Raw genomic sequence first — 19,180 nt, forward strand, 5'->3', positions numbered from 1 at the left:
CGGGCACCTGACAGCAGGCAGACCGAATCGGGAATCGTTAGAATGCCGGTCGATCCGGCGTCTCGACCGCCTCGCCTCCAGCGGTGTACATCCACGCTGAGTCCTGGCTTACGGGGCGCCGAAGAAGACGGCAACATGTACGACGTCCTCGTCGGCGTCACGCCGGATCCGACGACGCACCCTTCGACATTGGGGCTCGCAGTTGACCGCTGGCCGTCAGGCGACCGCCTGTGTGGGGGTGAGTTTGTGCGGAGATCTACTGATCGGCGGGGTCCTGCGTCGCGGCAAGCACGGCGACGTGGAGTTGCACGGCGGTATGGCGGCCGCTGGCAAGTCATCAGAGATATCGAAGGCAACGAGTTCTGCTTCGTCTCGGGCACAGGTAGCATCCGAAGGGCGATCGTTGCCAGACCGACTACGCGTGTCGGATCGCCTTCGAACTGGTGGTGCACGACAGAGCCGTCCCGGCCGGAGTCGACCGCGATGTAGACCGTCCCGGCGGGTCGGGTTCGGGCAGCCGACCCCGGTTGCCGCGACAGCGAGGTCGGCTCCCAGCAGGCGCACGGCGCGTCTGGCCATCTGTACGGCGCAGCGGGATGTCCGACCGGGCAGGGCTCGACGTCCAGCACCTTGACTTGACCTCCGCCGCATATGCCACCAGTCCCCCGGCGAACCATGTGCTCGCCTCCCTCGCAGCCCCGAGATGACAGACGAGCGTCCCGCTGGTCAGCTGGGCCCCGCTGACCGATCTGCCCGATCTGGCGGCAAGGTGGTTCTCACGCATTCGGACGTAGTACGGCGGTTGAGAACGTGTACAGCCGGTCTGGCGGGGAACCTGGCGTGACCAGGATCCGGTGGCCGGGTCTCGCGCGGGATCCGGATCACCAGGCTGCGCGCGTTGAAACCGCAGCGCGCGTGGCCGCCTGGGTAACCCAACACTGCCCCCTGCAAACGTCCCTGTCCGCGTGGACTTGCGGTGCACCAATACCGCGCGGAACGCCGGATTCACGCGCCGTAGCGCTTCTCGGCTGATTGCGAAGAACAGCGCTACTCCACGTGTAGGAGGCACTTTCGGGGGTACCTACGCGCCTCGTTCGAGGAGGTGGATGCGATGCGAGTGCTCGGGGTGAACGCGATCTTCCATGACCCGTCGGCCGCACTGGTCGTCGACGGCAGGATCGTCGCAGCGGCAGAGGAAGAACGGTTCAGCAGGCGCAAACACGGCAAACGCCCGGTGCCGTGGTCGGCATGGGAACTGCCCGAGCAGGCCATGCGGTGGTGCCTTGAAGAGGGCGGCCTTCGCCCCGACGACCTCGACGAGGTCGGATACTCGTTCGACCCCGCCTTGTGCGTCGATCTCGCCGAACTCGGCGTCTCCGACCCCGGCGATCGAACCCGGACCGACTATGCACGCCGGGCGCCCAACTTCCTCAACGCGGCCCTGCCCGGCCTGGATCCAGCCAAGGTCACCTTCGTGCCTCACCATGTCGCCCACGCCGCGTCGGCCGGTCTGGCAGCGCCGTACCAGCGCAGCGCCTGCCTGGTCCTCGACGGCCGGGGCGAGCGCGCGTCACATCTGGCGGGCGTCTACGACGGGCCGGAGTTGCAAGTGCTGGCAACGCAGGAGCTTCCCCACTCGCTGGGCTTGCTGTACGAGGATCTGACCGATCACCTCGGCTTCCTTCGCTCCAGCGACGAATACAAGGTGATGGCATACGCGTCGTACGGCAAGCCACGCCACCTCGCCGACTTCCGTGAGCTCGTGCGTACGACGGACGACGGCGGCTTCCGGACCACAGGCATCGACTGGTCCGGCTACGCACCGAAGATCATGCCCGGCGACGACCTCACCGATGCCCATGCGGACCTCGCCTGCAGTGTGCAGCGACGGCTGGAAGAAATCATGCTGGAGCTGGCCGTCTGGTTGCACGAGCAGACCGGCGCACGAGCATTGACCATGGCCGGCGGCACCGCGCTCAACTGTGTGGCCAATTCGGTCCTTGCCCGCAAGGGCCCGTACGACGAGGTCTGGGTCCAGCCGGCCGCAGGTGACGCTGGTACATCGCTCGGGGCCGCACTCCACCTGAGCGCTGCCAGGGGACGTCCCGACCAGATGCGCACGCCCGCACTCGGCCGTGGCTGGACCGATGATCAACTGACGGCTCGACTGAAGCAGGCCGCGCTGCCCTTCGAAACACCCGCGGACCTGGCGAAAGTGGTCGCGCAGGCATTGGCCGACGACCAGATCGTCGCGTGGTACCAGGGCAGGTCGGAGTACGGGCCTCGCGCTCTCGGCCACCGTTCGTTGCTCGCGCACCCCGGACGCAGGGAGAATCTGGAGCGCCTCAACGACATCAAGGGCCGCGAACAGTTCCGGCCGGTCGCGCCGCTGGTGCTGGCGGAGCGCGCGGCTGAGATCTTCGACGGCCCGCTCCCGAGCCCCTACATGCTCTTCGTGCACGACGTCGTCCCTGCCTGGCACGAGCGCATCCCCGCGGTCGTTCATGTCGACGGGACGGCGCGCATCCAGACCGTCGATTCGGCAGACGAACCGCTCCTGGCCAGACTTCTCGAGCAGTTCGAACGGCGCACCGGTCTGCCTGTCCTGGTCAATACCAGTCTCAACACCGCCGGACGGCCCATGGTCGACAGCCCGTCGGACGTACTCGAGCTGTTCGGGTCGACACCCGCGGACGTGTTGGCCATCGGTCCGCACGTCGTACGACGCGCGGGAGCGTTCCGTTGACCGGCGTCACCATCGTCATCCCGACAGCCGGCCGTAGCTGTCTGACGAACCTTCTCGCTGACCTGGCCGCGCAACAGGCGCAACCGGCGGCTGTGTACGTCGTGGATGATCGCCCGGATCCGGACCGGTCACTGGTCTGCGGTCACCGGGTGCTTCAGTCCGGAGGTCGAGGGCCGGCCGCGGCACGCAACGTCGGCTGGAGGGCTGCTGACACCGAGTGGATCGCTTTCCTGGACGACGACGTGCGACTGCCTGACGGCTGGATCTCGGCCTTGTACGACGATGTGCGGCGCGCCGGCGACCACGTTGCCGGTGTCCAAGGTGGTATCGAGGTCCCGGTGTCGGACCGGCCGACCGACTGGGAGCGCAGTACGGCCGGCCTGAGCAGCGCCATGTGGGCGACCGCGGACATGGCCTACCGCCGTACGGCCTTGGAGCAGGTAGGCGGCTTCGACGAGCGGTTCCCTAGGGCCTACCGCGAGGACGCCGAGCTGGCTCTGCGGATGAGGCAGCACGGCTGGAGACTCGTCGCGGGACAGCGATACATCGTCCATCCTGTCCGCCCCGAAGGCTTCTGGATCAGTGTCCGGGCCCAGCGCGGAAATGCCGACGACGCGCTCATGCGTGCCATCTACGGCAGACACTGGCGCAGCATGGCCGAATGTCCGCCAGGTCGGCTCAAGTGGCACGTCGCAACGGTGGTGTCCGCCGCCATGGCCTTGCTGGTCCACAAGAGGGCTGCCGTCAGCTGGGCCCTGCTGACGGCTGACTTCGCTCGGCGTCGCATCGTCCAGGGTCCCCGCACTCCGGGCGAGGTCGTCCGGATGGTGGTGACATCTGCCGTCCTGCCGTTCGTCGCCGTCTGGCATCGTGCGCGTGGAACCTGGCGCCATCGCGTCAGCGTCGCCTGGACGGACAAGATCAGCGCAGTGCTGTTCGACCGCGACGGCACTCTCGTCCACGACGTGCCCTACAACGGCGACCCCGAGCGCGTACGCCCTGTCCCCCAGGCTCACGAAGCTCTCCGCAAGCTGAGACAGGCAGGGCTGGCTGTCGGGGTGATCACCAACCAGTCCGGCATCGGTCGAGGACTGGTTTCCACGGAGGAGGTTGCCGCAGTCAACAAACGGCTCGACGAGTTGCTCGGCCCATTCGACACCTGGCAGGTCTGTCCCCACACCGAGGCGGACGGCTGCGCGTGCCGCAAGCCCGCCCCCGGAATGGTGCTGGCCGCGGCGGACGACCTCGGCGTCCCGCCGAACCAGGTGGTGGTGATCGGCGACATCGGTTCCGACGTCGAGGCGGCGAAGGCCGCGCGGGCTCGTTTCATCCTGGTGCCCAACGGGACGACTCGTACCGATGAGGTGCGGGCGGCCGGCACCGTGCGACCCGACCTTCTCTCCGCGGTCGAGTACGTGCTCGGGACCGGAGGTCGTCGATGAGGAATGTGCTCATCGCCCGGATGGACAATGACGGCGATGTTCTCCTGGCCGGTCCCGCCATCCGGGCGGTCGCGGCAACCGATCGGGTCGTGCTGCTGGTGGCGCCGTCGGGCGAACAGGCCGCATGGCTGCTCCCTGGCGTACGCGACGTGCTGGCGTGGCCTTGTCCGTGGACGGGTTTCGATCCACCATCGGTCGACCGGCGGAGCGTGAACACGCTGATCGACACATTGGCGCTCGAGCACTTCGGCGCCGCGATCGTGCTCACGTCGTACCACCAGAGCCCGCTGCCGATGGCTCTTCTCCTGCGGATGGCAGGCATCAAGTACGTCGCCGCGGCCTCCGAGGACTATCCGGGATCACTCCTCGACCTGCGCCACCGGTCCGTGTCCGGGCACGAGGTCGAGCGCGCGCTCGACCTGGTGGCAGCGGCCGGTTATCACCTTCCCGACGGTGACGACGGCCGGCTGAGGATCAAGGAGATCCTGCCCGTCGTCGACGAGCAGGCGTTCGTCGTCGCCCATCCTGGTGCCTCGGTGCCCGCGCGGACCGCGTCTGCGGATCATTGGACGGCAACGGTGAAGGCCCTCGTGGCCGATGGTCACCGGGTCCTGGTCACCGGCTCACCGACCGAACGGGCCCTCACCGCGGAAGTCGCCGGGAGCAACGCCGCCGACCTCGGCGGCCGCACCAGCTACCGGCAGTTGGCCGCGCTGCTGCGGACCGCTCAGGTCGTGATCGTCGGCAACACCGGACCGGCCCATCTCGCCGCCGCCGTGGGTACGCCGGTGGTCTCGCTCTTCTCACCCGTCGTCCCGGCCGCCCAGTGGGCACCGTGGCGGGTGCCCTCGGTCACCCTCGGCGACCAGCAGGCACCGTGTCGTGCCACTCGTGCGCGGGTCTGCCCGGTGCCGGGGCATCCCTGCCTGGACCAGGTGTCACCGGACGACGTGGTCGCCGCCGTACGCACGTTGATCAAGGAGGTTGCCCGATGAGGATCCTGGCGTGGCATGTGCACGCAGCCTGGATGACGTCGTTCGTACAGGGCCCCCACGAGTACTACGTCCCGGTCCTGCCCGATCGAGGCCCGGACGGCAAGGGGCGCGCGCAGACGTATCCGTGGCCGGACTCCGTACAGGAGCTGACTCCCGAACAGTTGCGCAGTACCGACTTCGATGTGGTCGTCCTCCAGCGCCACCACGAACTCGAGCTCTTCCAGCGGTGGACCGGGCGTGCACTTGGCCTGCGCGGCGTACCCGCCGTGTACGTCGAGCACAACACACCTCGCGGTGACGTCGACGACTGGCGACATCCACTGGCCGCGCGCGGCGACATCCCGATCGTGCACGTCACCCAGTTCAACCGGACCATATGGGACAACGGGCTCGCGCCGGCGGCAGTGATCGAGCACGGCGTCCCGGACTATGGCTACCAGTACACCGGAACCGTCGGCTCGCTTCTCGTCTCGGTCAACGAACCGGTGCGACGGTCGAGGGTCGCGGGCATGGATCTGGTCGCGAAGATCGGCGAACACGTGCCGGTCAGCGTCTTTGGACTCGGGACAGACGAACTCGCCGCAATGATCCGCACCGGCCTCACCGGAACCGGCGCGGTGTCGCAGGACGAGCTGCACCGGCGAATGGCGAGCCACTTCGCGTACTTCCACCCGTACCGCTGGACCAGCCTTGGTCTGTCCCTGATCGAAGCGATGACGCTAGGCGTTCCGGTCCTCGTCGTCGCGGCGACGGCCGCGCCGGAGGCCATGCCGGCCGAGGCAGGGGTCGTCAGCTCGAACCTCGAGCTGCTCGCGTCGACAGCCTGTCGCTGGTTGTCGGACCCAGCCGAGGCCCGCGAACGCGGGCTCGCGGCCAGAGCCCACGCCTTGGCCCACTTCGGGCTGCCGAAGTTCCTCGACGAATGGGATCGCATGCTCAAGGAGGTCTGCCGATGAGAATCGCGATGGTGTCCGAGCATGCCAGCCCGCTGGCCGTTCTCGGCGGTGCTGACGCCGGTGGACAGAACGTCCATGTAGCGGCGCTGTCGCAAGCACTCGCCGACCGCGGCCATCGGGTCGACGTCTACACCCGGCGCGACGATCCCGGTACCCCGGAACGGGTGCCGCTGGGCCCAGGCGTCGACGTCGTCCACGTCCCAGCCGGGCCTGCCCAGCCGATGGCAAAGGACAACCTCTTGCCGTACATGCGGACGTTCGGGCGATGGATCGGACGGCGATGGTCCGCAGCACCGCCGGACGTCGTACACGCCCATTTCTGGATGTCCGGCCTCGCGTGCCTGGAGGTGCGTCGCGCGGTTCCTGTCCCGTTCGCGCAGACGTTCCACGCCTTGGGCGTGGTGAAACGCCGCCACCAGGGCGCCGCCGACACCAGCCCACCACAACGACGAGGTATCGAGACCCGGTTGGCAGCCGAGGCGGACGCCGTGATCGCGACCGCCACCGACGAGGTCCGCGAACTGCTGGCGCTCGGAGCACCGGCGCATTCGCTGCACGTCGTCCCTTGTGGCGTTGAGATCTTCGAACCCTCACCGCCGCACGAGCAGTGGTGGCACCGTCGTGGCGGCCGCATCCTGTCCCTCGGCCGTCTGGTCGAACGCAAGGGTGTCGACACCGTGGTCCAGGCCGTGAGCCGGGTTCCTGGCGCGGAGCTCGTCGTTGCCGGCGGCCCCATCCAGGCCTTCGACGACGATCCCGAGGTACGACGGTTGCGCGCGGAGGCAACGCATCTGGGCGTCGCGGATCGCGTCCATCTGGTGGGCGCGGTGCCCCGCCGAGACGTCGCGGCGCTGATCCGCTCTGCTGATCTGGTCGTGTGCACCCCGTGGTACGAACCGTTCGGCATCGTGCCGCTGGAAGCCATGGCGTGTGGCAAGCCGGTCGTCGCCTCCGCGGTCGGCGGGCTCCTGGACACCGTCGTGGACGGCGTCACCGGCATCCACGTGCCGCCGAAGGATCCCGAGCGACTGGCCGCCGTACTCAATGATCTGCTCCACAACTCGGCGCTCTGCAAAGAGCTCGGCCGTGCGGGCCTGGCGAGGGTCGAACGGAAGTACACCTGGGCCAAGGTGGCGGCCGACACCGAGGACGTCTACGAACGGATCAAGGCTACGTTGACGACGACGGGCAGGAGTTCCTGATGGCCGCCTTCGGTTCGCTGCCCCACCACCTCGTCCACCTTCGCGCCGGCCTGGGAAGCCTGGAACGGCAAGGTGCCATGATCGAGGCGTGGGGCTGTGAGCTCGCGGGACTCCTGGCAGGCGGTCACCGACTACTTGCCGCTGGCAACGGGGGTAGCGCGGCCGAGGCGCAACATCTGACCGCGGAGCTGGTCGGCCGGTTCGAAGCTCCGAACCGCCCACCGTTGTCGGCGATCGCCCTGCACGCCGAGACTTCGACGCTGACTGCGATCGGCAACGACTTCGGATCGGACGAGCTCTTCGCCCGTCAGGTTCGCGCGCACGGACGTCCGGGCGATGTTCTCCTCCTGCTGTCGACCAGCGGCCGCAGCGCGAATCTCCTGACGGCTGCGGCGGCAGCCCGGTCTGCCGGCGTTCAGGTCTGGGCCCTGACCGGGCCGGAGCCGAATCCGCTGGCAGCGGCAGCGGACCGGGCCATCACCGTGCAGTCAGCGGCGCCGACGGCAGTACAGGAAGTCCACCTGGTCGCTGTCCATGCCTTGTGTGCCGCGGTGGAGCAGTACCTGCCAACCGTCCGTCCGTCCGAGCTCGAGGAGGTGATCCGGTGACGGTCCGGGTCCTGGTGGTCGGGGATGTGCTGCTCGACCGCGACATCGAAGGCGACGTACACCGGGTGAGCCCCGACGCGCCCGTTCCAGTGGTGCAGATCGAAGGAACGAGCGAGCGAGCCGGCGGCGCAGGTCTCGCCGCGGTGCTGCTGGCCCGGGAGGGCATCGACGTCCGGTTGGTCACGGCGCTCGCCGACGACGAGCCCGCCAAGCGCTTGAGCTCGCTGTTGACAGAGCGGGTTCCGGTGACGGCGGTACTCACCTCGGCCGGCACCCGGTGCAAGACGCGAGTACGCAGTGCCGGGCAGTCACTACTACGGCTGGATGTGGAAGCACCGGGCGAGATCGACGACGTGTGTGATGTCGCGGCGCTGGAGGAGGAGCTCGAGCTGGCCCAGGCCGTACTGGTGTCGGACTATGCCGGCGGTGTGGTCAGTCATCCGATCGTCCGTGACGTGCTGAGCCGGTGGGCCTCCCGGCGAGCCATGGTGTGGGACCCGCATCCCCGCGGTGCCCCGCTCGTGCCCGGAGTGACTCTGGCGACGCCGAACCGGGCGGAGGCCAATCGGTTCAGCGGTCTCCCAGCTGCGCCGCTCGACCTGCTCGCGACCAGGTTGCGGGCTCAGTGGCAGGCATCGGCCGTTGCGGTCACCGACGGTGGACGAGGCGTCTTCACGGCAGCCGGCGGCGCGCCGCCGTTCTTCACACCGGCACCGTTCAACCACGGAGGCGACACCTGCGGCGCCGGCGATCGCTTCGCCGGCACTGCGGCTGCCGAACTCGGCGCCGGTGCTACGGCACGGTCCGCCGTCGAGTCCGCGGTCGCCGACACGGCCGGCTGGCTCGCCGCCGGGGGTGTGAACGCGCGGACGATGATCGGCGCCGCCGCACCGGAAAGGGATGCCGCCGAGGTGATCCGCCGGGTCCACTCCGCCGGCGGAACTGTGGTCGCCACTGGCGGATGTTTCGACGTCCTGCATGCCGGCCACATCGTCAGCCTGGAGGCCGCGCGACGGCTGGGCGACGCGTTGATCGTGCTGGTCAACTCTGACGCGAGCGTGCATCGGCTGAAGGGCGACGGTCGCCCGGTGAACTCGCAGCAGGACCGCTGCCGGGTGCTCGAGTCGCTGCGCTGCGTCGACGCAACCATCGTGTTCGACGGCAACGATCCGGGCGAGACGCTTGACCGGCTGCGGCCCGACGTCTGGGCGAAGGGCGGCGACTACGCCGAGGAGATGTTGCCGGAAGCACCGATCGTGAAAGGTTGGGGCGGCCGGGTGGTCCTGGTCCCGTTCCTGTCTGGACGATCGACAACCGCGATTCTGGAAGGAAGTAGCTGATGAGCTTGGAGAGAGTTGCCGTCACCGGTGGAGCCAGCGGACTCGGAGCCGCAGTGGCCGCAGCTGTGCGCAAACACGGTGGAACGGCGATCGCGCTGGACCGGCGGCGACCGGCGACGGATGACGTGCCGTGGATCGATGTCGACCTCGCCGATCCTGCTGCCGCCGAGCCGGCGCTCGCCGCGGCCGAAGAGGCGATCGGACCGCTGACCGGGGTGGTGACGGCCGCCGGAATCGATGCCTGTGGGCGCATCGAGGACGTGTCCCTGGACGACTGGGTCCGGGTGATCCAGGTCAACCTCATCGGTACGGCGGCGATCGCGCGGGCCGCGGTGCCGCGGTTGGAACGTAGCCACGGGCGCATCGTCACCGTCGCCTCCACCCTCGGTCTACGAGCGCTGAGCGACGCGACCGCGTACTGCGCGTCCAAGTTCGGAGTGGTCGGACTCAGCCGGGCACTGGCCGTCGAGACGGCTGGCCGGGTCGGGGTCACGATGCTGGTGCCGGGCGGAATGCGCACCTCGTTCTTCGACGGACGACCAGACCAGTACAAACCAGGCGACGACGCGATGCTGAACGATCCGGAAGCCGTCGCGGAGACCGTCGTTCACGCCCTCGGCCAACCCGCCGGCGTCGAGATCCGTGAGCTCGTCGTCTGTCCGTCCATCGAGCCGTCCTGGCCGTGACACCGGTCCTCGTACTGCGGGCCCTCGGGCTGGGCGACGGACTGACCGGTGTGCCGGCGTTGCGTGGGCTCCGCCGCCTGTTCGCCGACCGGCCACTTCTTCTCGCCGGGCCCGAGGCGGTGTCCAGCTGGTTCGCCAGTCTCGGACTGGTCGACGACGTCGTGACGACGACAGGTCTGTCCGGACGCCCGCCGGGGCTCGGCCTGGGGCCACATCTGTCCGTCAACCTGCACGGATGTGGGCCGCAGAGTCATCGGCTGCTGCAAGCCGCCGCACCGCGCGAGCTGATCGCCTTCGACTCCCCGGCCGCCGGTCACCGCGCGGGTTGCCGATGGTCGGACGACGAGCATGAGGTCGATCGATGGTGCCGGCTCGTGTCCACGGCCGGTGGGCCGTGCGACATCTCAGATCTGCGGTTGGCGATCAACGTTGCCTGCGACGGCGCGATCGTGGTCCATCCCGGTGCTGCCAGCGGCGCGCGACGATGGCCGGTGCAGCGATGGGCAGACGTCATCGCGGAGTTGCACGCCGAGCGGCATCGCGTCGTCCTAACCGGCACCGAGACCGAGCTGTGCCAGACGCTGTCGGCTGCCTCAGGGGCCGAGAACCTCAGCGGCCGGCTGTCCATGCCCGAACTCGCCGAACGCGTCGCATCGGCGGCACTCGTGTTGTGCGGCGACACCGGAATCGCGCACCTGGCCACAGCTTTGGGCGTGCGGTCGGTGGTGCTGTTCGGCCCGGTTCCGCCGGCTCGGTGGGGTCCTCGGATAGACCTCGATCGGCATACCGTGCTCCACCACGGCGGCCGGCTGGGCGATCCGCATGCCGACCGGCCGGACCCGGCGCTCTTGCGGATCGGTGTCACCGAAGTGCTGACTGCGGCACGCGCACAGCTTCACGGAACCAGGCAACCGTCGACGTGAGTCCGTCGCGCCAGTCGACCCGGGGCTGCCAGCCGAGCACGTGTTCAGCGAGGGTCGTGTCCGGGCGTCGTACGCCGGGATCGTCGACCGGACGATCCACGAAGTCGATGCTCGACCCCGAACCGGTCGCGGCGATGACGTCCTGCGCGATCCGGAGCACCGACCGCTCATCAGGATTGCCGATGTTGATCGGACCGGCGTGATCGCCGAAAGCAAGCCGGAGGATGCCGTCCACGGTGTCGGAAACATGACAGACCGATCGCGTCTGGCTCCCGTCACCGGCCACCGTCAACGGCTCTCCGGCCAGCGCCTGCCGGATGAACGTGGGAATCGCCCGGCCGTCGTCCGGACGCATCCTCGGCCCATAGGTATTGAAGATCCGGACGATCGCCGTGTCGACGCCCTCGCTGCTCCGGTAGGCGGTCGTGAGTGCCTCCGCGTACCGTTTCGCCTCGTCGTATACACCGCGCGGGCCTACCGGGTTGACGTTGCCCCAGTACGACTCGGGTTGTGGGTGGACCTGCGGGTCACCGTAGACCTCCGACGTACTGGCGAGCACGAAGCGGGCGTTCTTCTCCTTCGCCAGGCCGAGCGCGTGCCAGGTTCCGATGGCGCCGACCTTCAGCGTCTGGATCGGCAGCCGGAGATAATCGATCGGCGAGGCCGGGCTGGCGAAATGCAGCACGACGTCGACGTCGCCCGGAACATGGACGAACTCGGTGAGATCGCAGCGCGTGAAGGTGAACTCTGGATGCTCCATCAGGTGCGCGACATTGGCCGGCGCACCCGTCAACAGGTTGTCCAGACAGGTCACCCGATGCCGGTCGGCCAGCAACCGCTCGCACAAGTGACTTCCCACGAATCCTGCCCCACCTGTGACCACCACATGTGCGTGCCCCATGCGGCCTGGGTACCCCTGCAGTTCCACTGAAAACGCTCGAAGCTCAGGCAGCTAGTGCGGACCGCAGGACGCCCATGATCCGGCTGAGGAGCCGTGAAACCTGCATCTGGCTGACCCCGATCTCGGAAGCGATCTCGGCCTGGCTCCAGTGATCGACCATCCGCCGGCGAAGGATCAGTTTGTCCCGGGGGCCTAGGTTCTCGACGGCTGGGCGTAGTGTCTCGAGCTGGTTGACGAGCTCGTAGGTGTCCCCCCGGTCCGGAACTGTGCCGCCGAGTGACATCGACGAGTCGATCCACAGCGGGGCGTCCAGCGATGCCGGGTGAAAGCAGCCGACGGCCCGTTGCGCGTCCCTGATGTCCTCGAGCGGAACCCCGATGCGGTCGGCCAACTCCTGATCGGTCGGCCAGCGGTGCAACTGTGCGGCCAGTTCGGCTTCGACGGCATTGATCGACGCCTGCAGGTTCTGGATCCGGCGCGGTGGGCGAACACTCCACGCGTAATCCCGGAAGTGCCGTTTGATCTCACCCTGAATGGTCGGGAACGCGTACGAGCGGAAGTCCGTGCCCGGGCCCGGCCGGTATCCCTTGACGGCTTTGACGAGGCCGACATACGCGACCTGGAACAGTTCTTCCCGTTCCACACCACGGCCGTCGTACCGCAACGCGAGCGACCTTGCCATCGCAGCGCCCTGTACGACGGCTTCCCGCAAGAGGTCCTCACGGCGGGCGCCGGCCTCCTCGGCGGCTTCGCGGAGCAGGGCTTCGGTCAGTGCGTGTTGATGTTCGCAGGGTGCGGACGCTTCGGATGGAGAACGACTAGTCATCACGGTCGATCTGGGGCGTCATCGCCGGAAGTGGCCTATCTTTGACCGCGGCGAGATATGTCCCAGGCTCCTGTGATCGCGGTACCCACGTCACACACCCGCAAATCGCTGGGCCGATCTATCGGTGCGTGGTTGCGATCAGACGTTCCGCCACTTCTCTCAGCTTGACGTTGCCGTCCTGCGACAGCCGGGTCAGGAACGCGAAGGCGCGGTCGTCGCGGAGGTGGTAGCGCTCCATCACGATGCCGACCGCGGTACCGATCGTGCCGCGAGTCCGGACCGCCTCGCGCAGATTGTGGATCTCCCGGGCATAGTCGATCGCCAGCGCGGCCTGGTGCCGGAACCGTTCGCCGATCGCGCCGAGGTCACTGAACGCACCAAGGTCGCGAGCGTACAGGTTGAGTGCCCCACGGGACTTGGGTGCGTCGAAGAGCCGAATCCCCGCCTGCGCGTGAATACCCGCAGCCACCGCGGTCGCGGCGTACCGCGGAAATCGTTCGTCACGTGCCAGATCAGGTGCCGCGATGTGTACCGTATCGGCCGCGGCCTGGGTAGCACGGACCTTCGCGCAGCTCATACTGCGCGGCGTCGAGGCCCCACAGCAGTTCATCGGTCGGAGCGGCCGTCTCCAGACGTGCGTCGTTGTGGAGAATCGTGATGCTCGCGTAGTCGGTGTCCGGCAATGCCTCCACCGCGGCTGCTGTGATCCCGCTCAGCGTGTGGTCGAGGTCACCGGGTGTCAGTGTCTTCGCCATCCGCTGGGCAAGGTCCAGGAGCCGCTCATCATTCACGCACCGCCGGTACCCGGCGCGAAGCTAGTCAAGCACCCGGTGCGCGATGACTGCCACATGAGTCAGGTGTCGGGATGGGTATGGATCGGCTGGGTGGTCCAGGAGGCCAGGAGGTCGAGCACCTGCGCGGTCGGCGAGCCGGGCTCGGCGGCATAGAAGGTGAGGGTGAGGCCGGGGTCGGAGATCATGTCGACGCTTTCGTAGGCGAGTTCGAGGTCGCCGACGTCGTGGTGGTGGAAGTGTTTGGTGCCGGCGCCGTGGTAGCGGACGTTGTGGGCGCTCCAGCGGCGGCGGAATTCAGCACTGAGGGTGGACAGTTCGCCGACCAGATCGTGGAGTTCCTTGTCGTGGGGGTCGCGGCCGGCCTCGCTGCGCAGGATGGCGACACAGGTGTCGGCCGCTCCGTCCCAGTCGGGATAGAAGTCGTGGGCGGCGTCGAGGTCGAGGAAGGTGAACCGGACGAAGTTGGGCTGCGCACCGGCCATCGCGTCGTACAGGGACGCGTGCATGGCCCGGCCGAGGTGGTTGCAGGCGAGCAGATCCATCCGGCCGTTGCGGACGATCGCCGGTGCGGTGAACTTGTCGAGGACCCACTGCAGGCTCGGCCGGGGTGTCCACCGTTTGCCCTGTCGGCGACGCGGGCGCATCCCGGCGCTGGTGCCGTCGGCGGCTTGCGCGAGGTGGAACAGGTGAGCCCGTTCGGCGTCATCGAGTTGCAGGGCGCGGGCGATCGCGTCGACGACGGACGCGGAGACGCCGCCGAGCGCCGCGTTCGAGCTTGGAGTAGTACTCGATACTCACCCCCGCGAGTGCCGCAGGCGGTGTGCGGGCCATCAGTAGACGTGACACACCATCCAGCCTGCCTGCAACCGCACCGCAAGTCGATCCGGCCTGACACTCATCTGTCGACCGCTACCTGCAGGTCTCCGCGCGCACGAAATGGGTGTTGGAGACAGAACCAACTCACGAGCCTCAAGACGGGCGACTCAAGACCGCCGGCGTACGCGATACCTCCAAACGCGTACGTCGGCCTCCCATCGCCGTCCCCGTTGAAGGATCCGATGCAAGTGACCACCCACCTGGGCCGCGCGCCGAATCTCACCAAGCACGACGCCCGCCAGCGCCTCGAACACAAGCGCAACTCCCGCCTTGCCCAACTCAGGGCGATCGAGGAGTCCGCACCGCACGCGGAAAAAGATCTGCAGGAGGCTCAAACCGCCGAGATCGAGCGTGTGCTCGAGGAGATCGAAGCTGCCCGCGAGCGTCTGGCGGATGGCTCCTACGGAACCTGCAAGAGCTGCCGGTCCTCCATACCCGTCGAACGCCTCGAGATCTTGCCGTACGTGCGCTTCTGTGTCGGGTGCCAGCAGCGCGTCAGTTGAACACGCGGGGTCCGCACCCGCCTTCCGATCGAGCTACGCGCTCGCCTCCACTCGAGGAGATCCCGTCGTGACCCATCAGGCCTCGGCAGTCGACAACCACCAACTCACTCCCGCGGAACTCGCCGTTCTCCGGGCGAGCCTGCACGAAGATCGCGAGTTCCGGCTTCAGCAACTTCAAGACATGGCCCCGAGCGCTGCCGACGTCGTCGATACGACAGGCTCTTACGACACCGCGGCGCACAGCGAGGTCCGTCATAAACTCACAGTCGCCGCACAAACCGCGCTGGCCGAAACCGAGGCCGCGCTTGCCCGCATGGACGGGGGCCGCTACGGCGGATGCGGCCGCGCCAACGGCTGGCCCGCGCTCGGTGTCTACAGCTCAACTTCGTCTGAGGTACGGCGTGGCGTCGGACCCCGGCAGGCACCGACGGGATCGGCACCTCGCGGACTCGCAGAACTCCTGGCCCTCCATAATCGTCGTACTGAACTGCACGCATAGTGGTCGACACGGCAAATCTCCCCTTCGTAGACCTGATAGCCGTATCGACACCAAGCGCCGGCGCTTTCGGGCGGTCCCAAGGGCCTAGTGCTCTCCTGCAAGGTACGGAATCGTTTGCGGCCCTTCCGGAAGAACGCACATCGTCGCGCCCAGCCCCGCCGCCGCGAGAGCCTCGGCGGCAGTTGCCGAGATGTCGTGCGTCTGCTCGAGCTGGACTGCGGCGAGGTCCGCGTCGCTCAGGAATCCGGTGTGCATGACGACTCGATTCGCCGACTGGATCTTGGCCTGGATCTGTATCTGCCATTGATCGGGAACCGTGACGGACCGGGACGCGATCTCTGCCAGCAGAGCTTGCGGCGACTGAGCCGTCTCGAGCGTCTTACGGTACAGACCATGGTCCGGGAAGCCGTCCCGGCACTCGGCCGCACAGATGATCGTTCCGCCCGGCCGGACGACTTGATATGCGGCCGACATGCCCTTGACGGCCTGGTACAGGTTCTGGTCGAGCGGGAACCCGGAGTTCGTGGTCACGACCACGTCGAACCGTCTGTCCACGGGCCGCATCGCGATGTGCCGCGCGAATGACGCCGCGGCCGCGTGCATCGGGAGCAGATCACCGCCGAAGGCCGCGACGATGTCCTTGTCCCGATTCAGTACGACGTCCAGCGCGAACGTCACTCCGGTCGCCTCGGCGATGGCTCGGACGTCGTCGTGAACCGGGTTGCCCTTCGTGACACCCCAGGTCGCCCTCGAGTCACCGATCCTCGACGCGTCGTGCAGGACGAGGACCGTCTCCAGGCCGGCGAGGCCTGGCGCCACCAGCTTCGGACCTCCGGAGAAGCCCGCGAAGAAGTGCGGCTCGACGAAACCGGTGGTGATCCTGACGTCCGCCTCGGTCCACTCCCGGTTCAGCCACACCGGTACGCCGTTGCCGTGCGTGCCGCGCCAGACCAACTGCGACGAGTCCCGGCCGTCATGGTTCACGACGCGCACGGAGTCGACGACCTCGTCGCCGAACATGAGCCGGAGTTCGGCCTCCGTGTTGCCGCGATGGGTGCCGGTAGCGACCAGGACGACGATGTCACCCGGGGCCACGATTCCGTCCAGCTCCTCGATGATGGCAGGGATCATCAACTGCCGCGGCTGTGGCCGGGTACCGTCGCAGGCCGAGATAGCCACCGACTGTCCGGGGCGAATCCGATCACGCAACGGCAGGCCGGCCACCGGCTCTCGCAGCGCCGCGCGAAGGGCCTTCAACTGGTCGGGTGCCGCCACACTGTGCACCGGTTCGACAATCGTCGTCGCTTCCGGGTCTACTGCCAGTGGCAACCCGCTATCGCCGTATGCCAGTCGCACGTCGGTGGTCAAGGCTTCTCCCGATCAGTGGATCTTTGGGCCTGCAGGCTGTACACCAGCGGCAACACCTGACCGGCCGCACCTTCCTCTTCTCCGATGAAGTAGGCCACATGTCGGCCGATGTCCGCCTCCGCACCTTCGTGCAGAACGGAGTGCAAAGCAACGATCATGAGCTTGCCTCCAGTCGAGGACGATCTCCCGGTCGCGGGAAAGGAGCGGCATCGGTAGTTCCAGGCACCCGCCGACCAGGTTCACATCCACCGGTGACAACGGCTGCGCCGGTCGCGACGTGACCGAGAGTAAGATCATACGTATGGCGAACGCCCCGATTCCCGTAGCCCGTCTGATCCCGCGACGTCTTCCGGCGGGCCGGCTCGGTGTTGCAGTCGTCGCCGAACTCGTCGACCTCATCGTCACAGGGCAGTTGCAAGAGGGTGATCTGCTGCCTCCGGAGGGACCGCTGAGCGAGCATTTCGGCGTGAGTCGCACGGTCTTGCGTGAGTCGGTGAAGCGGCTCGAGGAGAAGGGTCTGGTGACCGTCTCGCAGGGCCGGGGGACGCAGGTGCGGGCGCCAGGCTACTGGAACATGCTGGACCCAGTGGTGCTCTCGTCCCTCATCGACAACGACGAGAGCGTCGGCGTCCTCGACGAGCTGACGATCGTGCGGGCGAGCCTGGAGTCGGCGATGGCAGGCGCGGTGGCCGGATCTCACAGCACGGACGAGCTCAGGCGACTGGAGAACGCGCTGACCACCATGCGAGAGAGCGAGTCGGAGACGGACTCGTTCCGGCAGGCGGATGTGGTCTTCCATTACGCGCTCATGGAGATCTCCGGCAACCGGCTGGCGGAGAACATCGCCAAGCAGCTCTACAAACGAGCCGTGGAGTCCAGCCGTTATCAAGGCATCGATCCGCCCGATGCAGTCGCGCTGACGTTGAAGGAACACCAGGCGATCGTCAACGCCATCGCGCGCAACGACACCGCCGCGGCCGAGAAGTCGATGCATGATCACATCCACGGGTCGTGGAAGCGTCGCCGGCTGTCCGACCCCGCTCCCCGCGCACGCGGCCGAGCGCGCGGTCGCAAGAAGATGTAGGTCTTGGCACTCCATGAGTCCTCGAACGAGCTCATCGAGTGCAACGTTCGCAATCGACAGGCTCGGCGTCACGAGACCGGCCTCAGCGGTGCGGCAGGATCATCGATCACGTCCGGCTCGGCCACCAGCCTCAGAGCAGCGCGCTCAGGCCGGATGTGCGGTCCGGTCGATGCCGGGACGGGCGCCACAGAGTCGACCCGCGACAACTGGGACTCGTCCAGCAGGATGCCGATGCCTGGTCGGTCGCCCAGAATGATCCCGCCGTCGTCGAACTCCTGATCGACATCTAGACCGACCGCGAAATGGAGATCCTGGACCTCGTAGGTCAGGAGGTTGGGCACCGCGGCGGCTGCGTGTGCGACCGGATTCGCGTTATAGGCAACAGGGCTCACCGGCAAATCGTGACCATGCGCCAGGGTCGCCACCCGCAGGAAGTGGGTGATCCCCCAGACGTTGCCCACCTGGACGATATCGAGCGCATTGGCCTCGAGCAGCGGACGGTATTGCTCGAGCCCGGTCAGGTTCTCGCCGCTCGCGATCGCCGCACGGACCTTGCCGCGCAATGCGGCCATTCCGGCGGCATCCCACCGGCGGAGCGGCTCCTCCACCCAGGTAAGGTCCATCCGCTCCTCGATGGCTGCCACGTACCGGGTGGCCTGGGCCTGGTTCCAGGACTCGTTGGCGTCGAACATGAGCGCCGGTCGGCGGGAATTGCGGCTGAGCACCTCGCGGACGATCTCCAGTCGGGGCAGGTCACGGTCCAGATCGCGGCCTCCCTTGACCTTGCCGGCCTTGAACCCGCGATCCGCGAACTGCCCGTACAGCTCGGCGACTTCCTCGTCGGTCAGGCCGTACTCGAGGCCGGACGCGTACCCCGGGACAAAGCGCTCACGCGCCCCGAGAGTCCGCCAGAGCGGCTCGTCGGCCGCCTTGGCCTTGAGGTCCCACAGCGCCATGTCGATGGCCCCGATCGCGCCGAACGTCGAGCCGGAATGACCTGCTTTGAACACCCAGTCGAGCATCCGGTCGTACAGCGCCACGACCGATCGGGGGTCCTCGCCTTCGATGGCGGGGAAGACCCGCGCCACATCGGCATGCGCGCCGAGGCCGATTCCCTCGATGCCGATGTCCGTCTCGACGACGAGGACCGGCACCGGTGTCGTCTGGCCGCTCTGTACGCCGTTGACGTCGCCGGTCACCCTCCCCCAGTCATGGACGGTGCTGAGGCTGCGGTATCCGGTGATTTTCATATGTAGGTCTCCTTGAGATCCGGTGCGGTCGTCCGTTGGTTCTGCCCGCCGTCATGTCCGCGACGAGGGCCACCCCCGACTCCCAGAAGCAGGCCGCGGACCACCGCGGACCGCTCCCGAGCCGGCCATCCGACTTCTTGCCGCAAACATAATACGTATGATAAACCCTCTTCCGAGGGCA

Annotated in this window: 19 protein-coding genes and 1 pseudogene; 12 read left to right on the forward strand and 8 right to left on the reverse strand. The window is 67.6% G+C overall.

The features are described 5' to 3' along the window. The first annotated feature begins 1,111 nt into the window (after nucleotides 1-1,111). The 9 genes from ACXC9Q_RS23035 to ACXC9Q_RS23075 are packed head-to-tail and all read left to right on the forward strand — an operon-like array spanning nucleotide 1,112 to nucleotide 10,898. Entirely contained in the window at nucleotides 1,112-2,746 is a 1,635-nt protein-coding gene (locus tag ACXC9Q_RS23035) for a carbamoyltransferase family protein (protein ID WP_457058707.1), read from the forward strand. After that, nucleotides 2,743-4,188 carry an HAD-IIIA family hydrolase gene (locus tag ACXC9Q_RS23040; protein WP_457058708.1) on the forward strand — a complete coding sequence of 482 codons (1,446 nt, stop codon included), beginning with the start codon at nucleotides 2,743-2,745 and terminating at the stop codon, nucleotides 4,186-4,188. The genes ACXC9Q_RS23035 and ACXC9Q_RS23040 overlap by 4 nt, the downstream gene beginning before the upstream one ends. Further along, entirely contained in the window at nucleotides 4,185-5,183 is a 999-nt protein-coding gene (locus tag ACXC9Q_RS23045) for a glycosyltransferase family 9 protein (protein ID WP_457058709.1), read from the forward strand. The genes ACXC9Q_RS23040 and ACXC9Q_RS23045 overlap by 4 nt, the downstream gene beginning before the upstream one ends. Next, nucleotides 5,180-6,139, forward strand: coding sequence for a glycosyltransferase (locus ACXC9Q_RS23050; RefSeq protein ID WP_457058711.1), 960 nt, complete (start codon nucleotides 5,180-5,182; stop codon nucleotides 6,137-6,139). Before ACXC9Q_RS23045 ends, ACXC9Q_RS23050 begins: the two co-directional genes overlap by 4 nt. Beyond that, nucleotides 6,136-7,341: a glycosyltransferase gene (locus tag ACXC9Q_RS23055; RefSeq protein WP_457058712.1), complete on the forward strand. Its 1,206-nt coding sequence runs from the start codon at nucleotides 6,136-6,138 to the stop codon at nucleotides 7,339-7,341. The genes ACXC9Q_RS23050 and ACXC9Q_RS23055 overlap by 4 nt, the downstream gene beginning before the upstream one ends. Further along, nucleotides 7,338-7,949, forward strand: a complete 612-nt coding sequence (locus ACXC9Q_RS23060) for a D-sedoheptulose-7-phosphate isomerase (protein ID WP_457058854.1) — start codon at nucleotides 7,338-7,340, stop codon at nucleotides 7,947-7,949. The genes ACXC9Q_RS23055 and ACXC9Q_RS23060 overlap by 4 nt, the downstream gene beginning before the upstream one ends. Beyond that, a complete protein-coding gene (locus ACXC9Q_RS23065) occupies nucleotides 7,946-9,289 on the forward strand; it encodes a PfkB family carbohydrate kinase (RefSeq protein ID WP_457058713.1) in 1,344 nt (447 codons plus the stop codon). Before ACXC9Q_RS23060 ends, ACXC9Q_RS23065 begins: the two co-directional genes overlap by 4 nt. Then, nucleotides 9,289-9,975 (forward strand): SDR family oxidoreductase, encoded by a 687-nt coding sequence (locus tag ACXC9Q_RS23070; RefSeq protein ID WP_457058714.1) that lies wholly within the window; start codon nucleotides 9,289-9,291, stop codon nucleotides 9,973-9,975. Before ACXC9Q_RS23065 ends, ACXC9Q_RS23070 begins: the two co-directional genes overlap by 1 nt. Continuing rightward, the gene (locus ACXC9Q_RS23075) at nucleotides 9,972-10,898 is read left to right on the forward strand and encodes a glycosyltransferase family 9 protein (RefSeq protein ID WP_457058715.1); all 927 of its coding nucleotides are present in this window, start codon (nucleotides 9,972-9,974) and stop codon (nucleotides 10,896-10,898) included. The genes ACXC9Q_RS23070 and ACXC9Q_RS23075 overlap by 4 nt, the downstream gene beginning before the upstream one ends. On the opposite strand, the gene ACXC9Q_RS23080 is transcribed toward ACXC9Q_RS23075, so the two are convergent. The 5 genes and pseudogenes from ACXC9Q_RS23080 to ACXC9Q_RS23100 form a co-directional block, all read right to left on the reverse strand. Next, nucleotides 10,837-11,799, reverse strand: coding sequence for a UDP-glucuronic acid decarboxylase family protein (locus ACXC9Q_RS23080; protein WP_457058716.1), 963 nt, complete (start codon nucleotides 11,797-11,799; stop codon nucleotides 10,837-10,839). The genes ACXC9Q_RS23075 and ACXC9Q_RS23080 overlap by 62 nt on opposite strands. A 43-nt stretch (nucleotides 11,800-11,842) precedes the next feature. Next, the gene (locus ACXC9Q_RS23085; protein WP_457058717.1) at nucleotides 11,843-12,625 is read right to left on the reverse strand and encodes a sigma-70 family RNA polymerase sigma factor; all 783 of its coding nucleotides are present in this window, start codon (nucleotides 12,623-12,625) and stop codon (nucleotides 11,843-11,845) included. 118 nt (nucleotides 12,626-12,743) lie between these two features. Beyond that, nucleotides 12,744-13,094, reverse strand: coding sequence for an ANTAR domain-containing protein (locus ACXC9Q_RS23090; protein WP_457058719.1), 351 nt, complete (start codon nucleotides 13,092-13,094; stop codon nucleotides 12,744-12,746). Nucleotides 13,095-13,137: 43 nt separating this feature from the next. Next, on the reverse strand, nucleotides 13,138-13,416 hold the full coding sequence (locus ACXC9Q_RS23095) for a hypothetical protein (RefSeq protein ID WP_457058720.1): 279 nt from the start codon (nucleotides 13,414-13,416) through the stop codon (nucleotides 13,138-13,140). 62 nt (nucleotides 13,417-13,478) lie between these two features. Beyond that, nucleotides 13,479-14,238, reverse strand: a pseudogene (locus ACXC9Q_RS23100) (helix-turn-helix transcriptional regulator); the annotation flags it as partial. A 239-nt stretch (nucleotides 14,239-14,477) separates the two neighbouring features. Here ACXC9Q_RS23100 and ACXC9Q_RS23105 point away from each other — a divergent pair. Beyond that, the gene (locus ACXC9Q_RS23105) at nucleotides 14,478-14,798 is read left to right on the forward strand and encodes a TraR/DksA family transcriptional regulator (RefSeq protein WP_457058721.1); all 321 of its coding nucleotides are present in this window, start codon (nucleotides 14,478-14,480) and stop codon (nucleotides 14,796-14,798) included. A 67-nt stretch (nucleotides 14,799-14,865) separates the two neighbouring features. After that, nucleotides 14,866-15,297 carry a hypothetical protein gene (locus ACXC9Q_RS23110; protein ID WP_457058722.1) on the forward strand — a complete coding sequence of 144 codons (432 nt, stop codon included), beginning with the start codon at nucleotides 14,866-14,868 and terminating at the stop codon, nucleotides 15,295-15,297. Nucleotides 15,298-15,381: 84 nt separating this feature from the next. On the opposite strand, the gene larA is transcribed toward ACXC9Q_RS23110, so the two are convergent. Both larA and ACXC9Q_RS23120 read right to left on the reverse strand, forming a co-directional pair. Continuing rightward, on the reverse strand, nucleotides 15,382-16,665 hold the full coding sequence (gene larA, locus ACXC9Q_RS23115; RefSeq protein WP_457058723.1) for a nickel-dependent lactate racemase: 1,284 nt from the start codon (nucleotides 16,663-16,665) through the stop codon (nucleotides 15,382-15,384). Then, a complete protein-coding gene (locus ACXC9Q_RS23120) occupies nucleotides 16,662-16,823 on the reverse strand; it encodes a hypothetical protein (protein ID WP_457058724.1) in 162 nt (53 codons plus the stop codon). The genes larA and ACXC9Q_RS23120 overlap by 4 nt, the downstream gene beginning before the upstream one ends. A gap of 143 nt (nucleotides 16,824-16,966) precedes the next feature. On the opposite strand from ACXC9Q_RS23120, the gene ACXC9Q_RS23125 reads away from it, so the two are divergent. Continuing rightward, entirely contained in the window at nucleotides 16,967-17,749 is a 783-nt protein-coding gene (locus ACXC9Q_RS23125; RefSeq protein ID WP_457058725.1) for a FadR/GntR family transcriptional regulator, read from the forward strand. 68 nt (nucleotides 17,750-17,817) lie between these two features. Here the strand turns inward: ACXC9Q_RS23125 and ACXC9Q_RS23130 are convergent, their stop codons facing one another. Continuing rightward, complete coding sequence (locus ACXC9Q_RS23130) at nucleotides 17,818-18,999, reverse strand: mandelate racemase/muconate lactonizing enzyme family protein (protein ID WP_457058726.1); 1,182 nt, start codon at nucleotides 18,997-18,999, stop codon at nucleotides 17,818-17,820. Nucleotides 19,000-19,180: the final 181 nt, after the last annotated feature.

Source organism: Kribbella sp. CWNU-51, assembly GCF_054073265.1.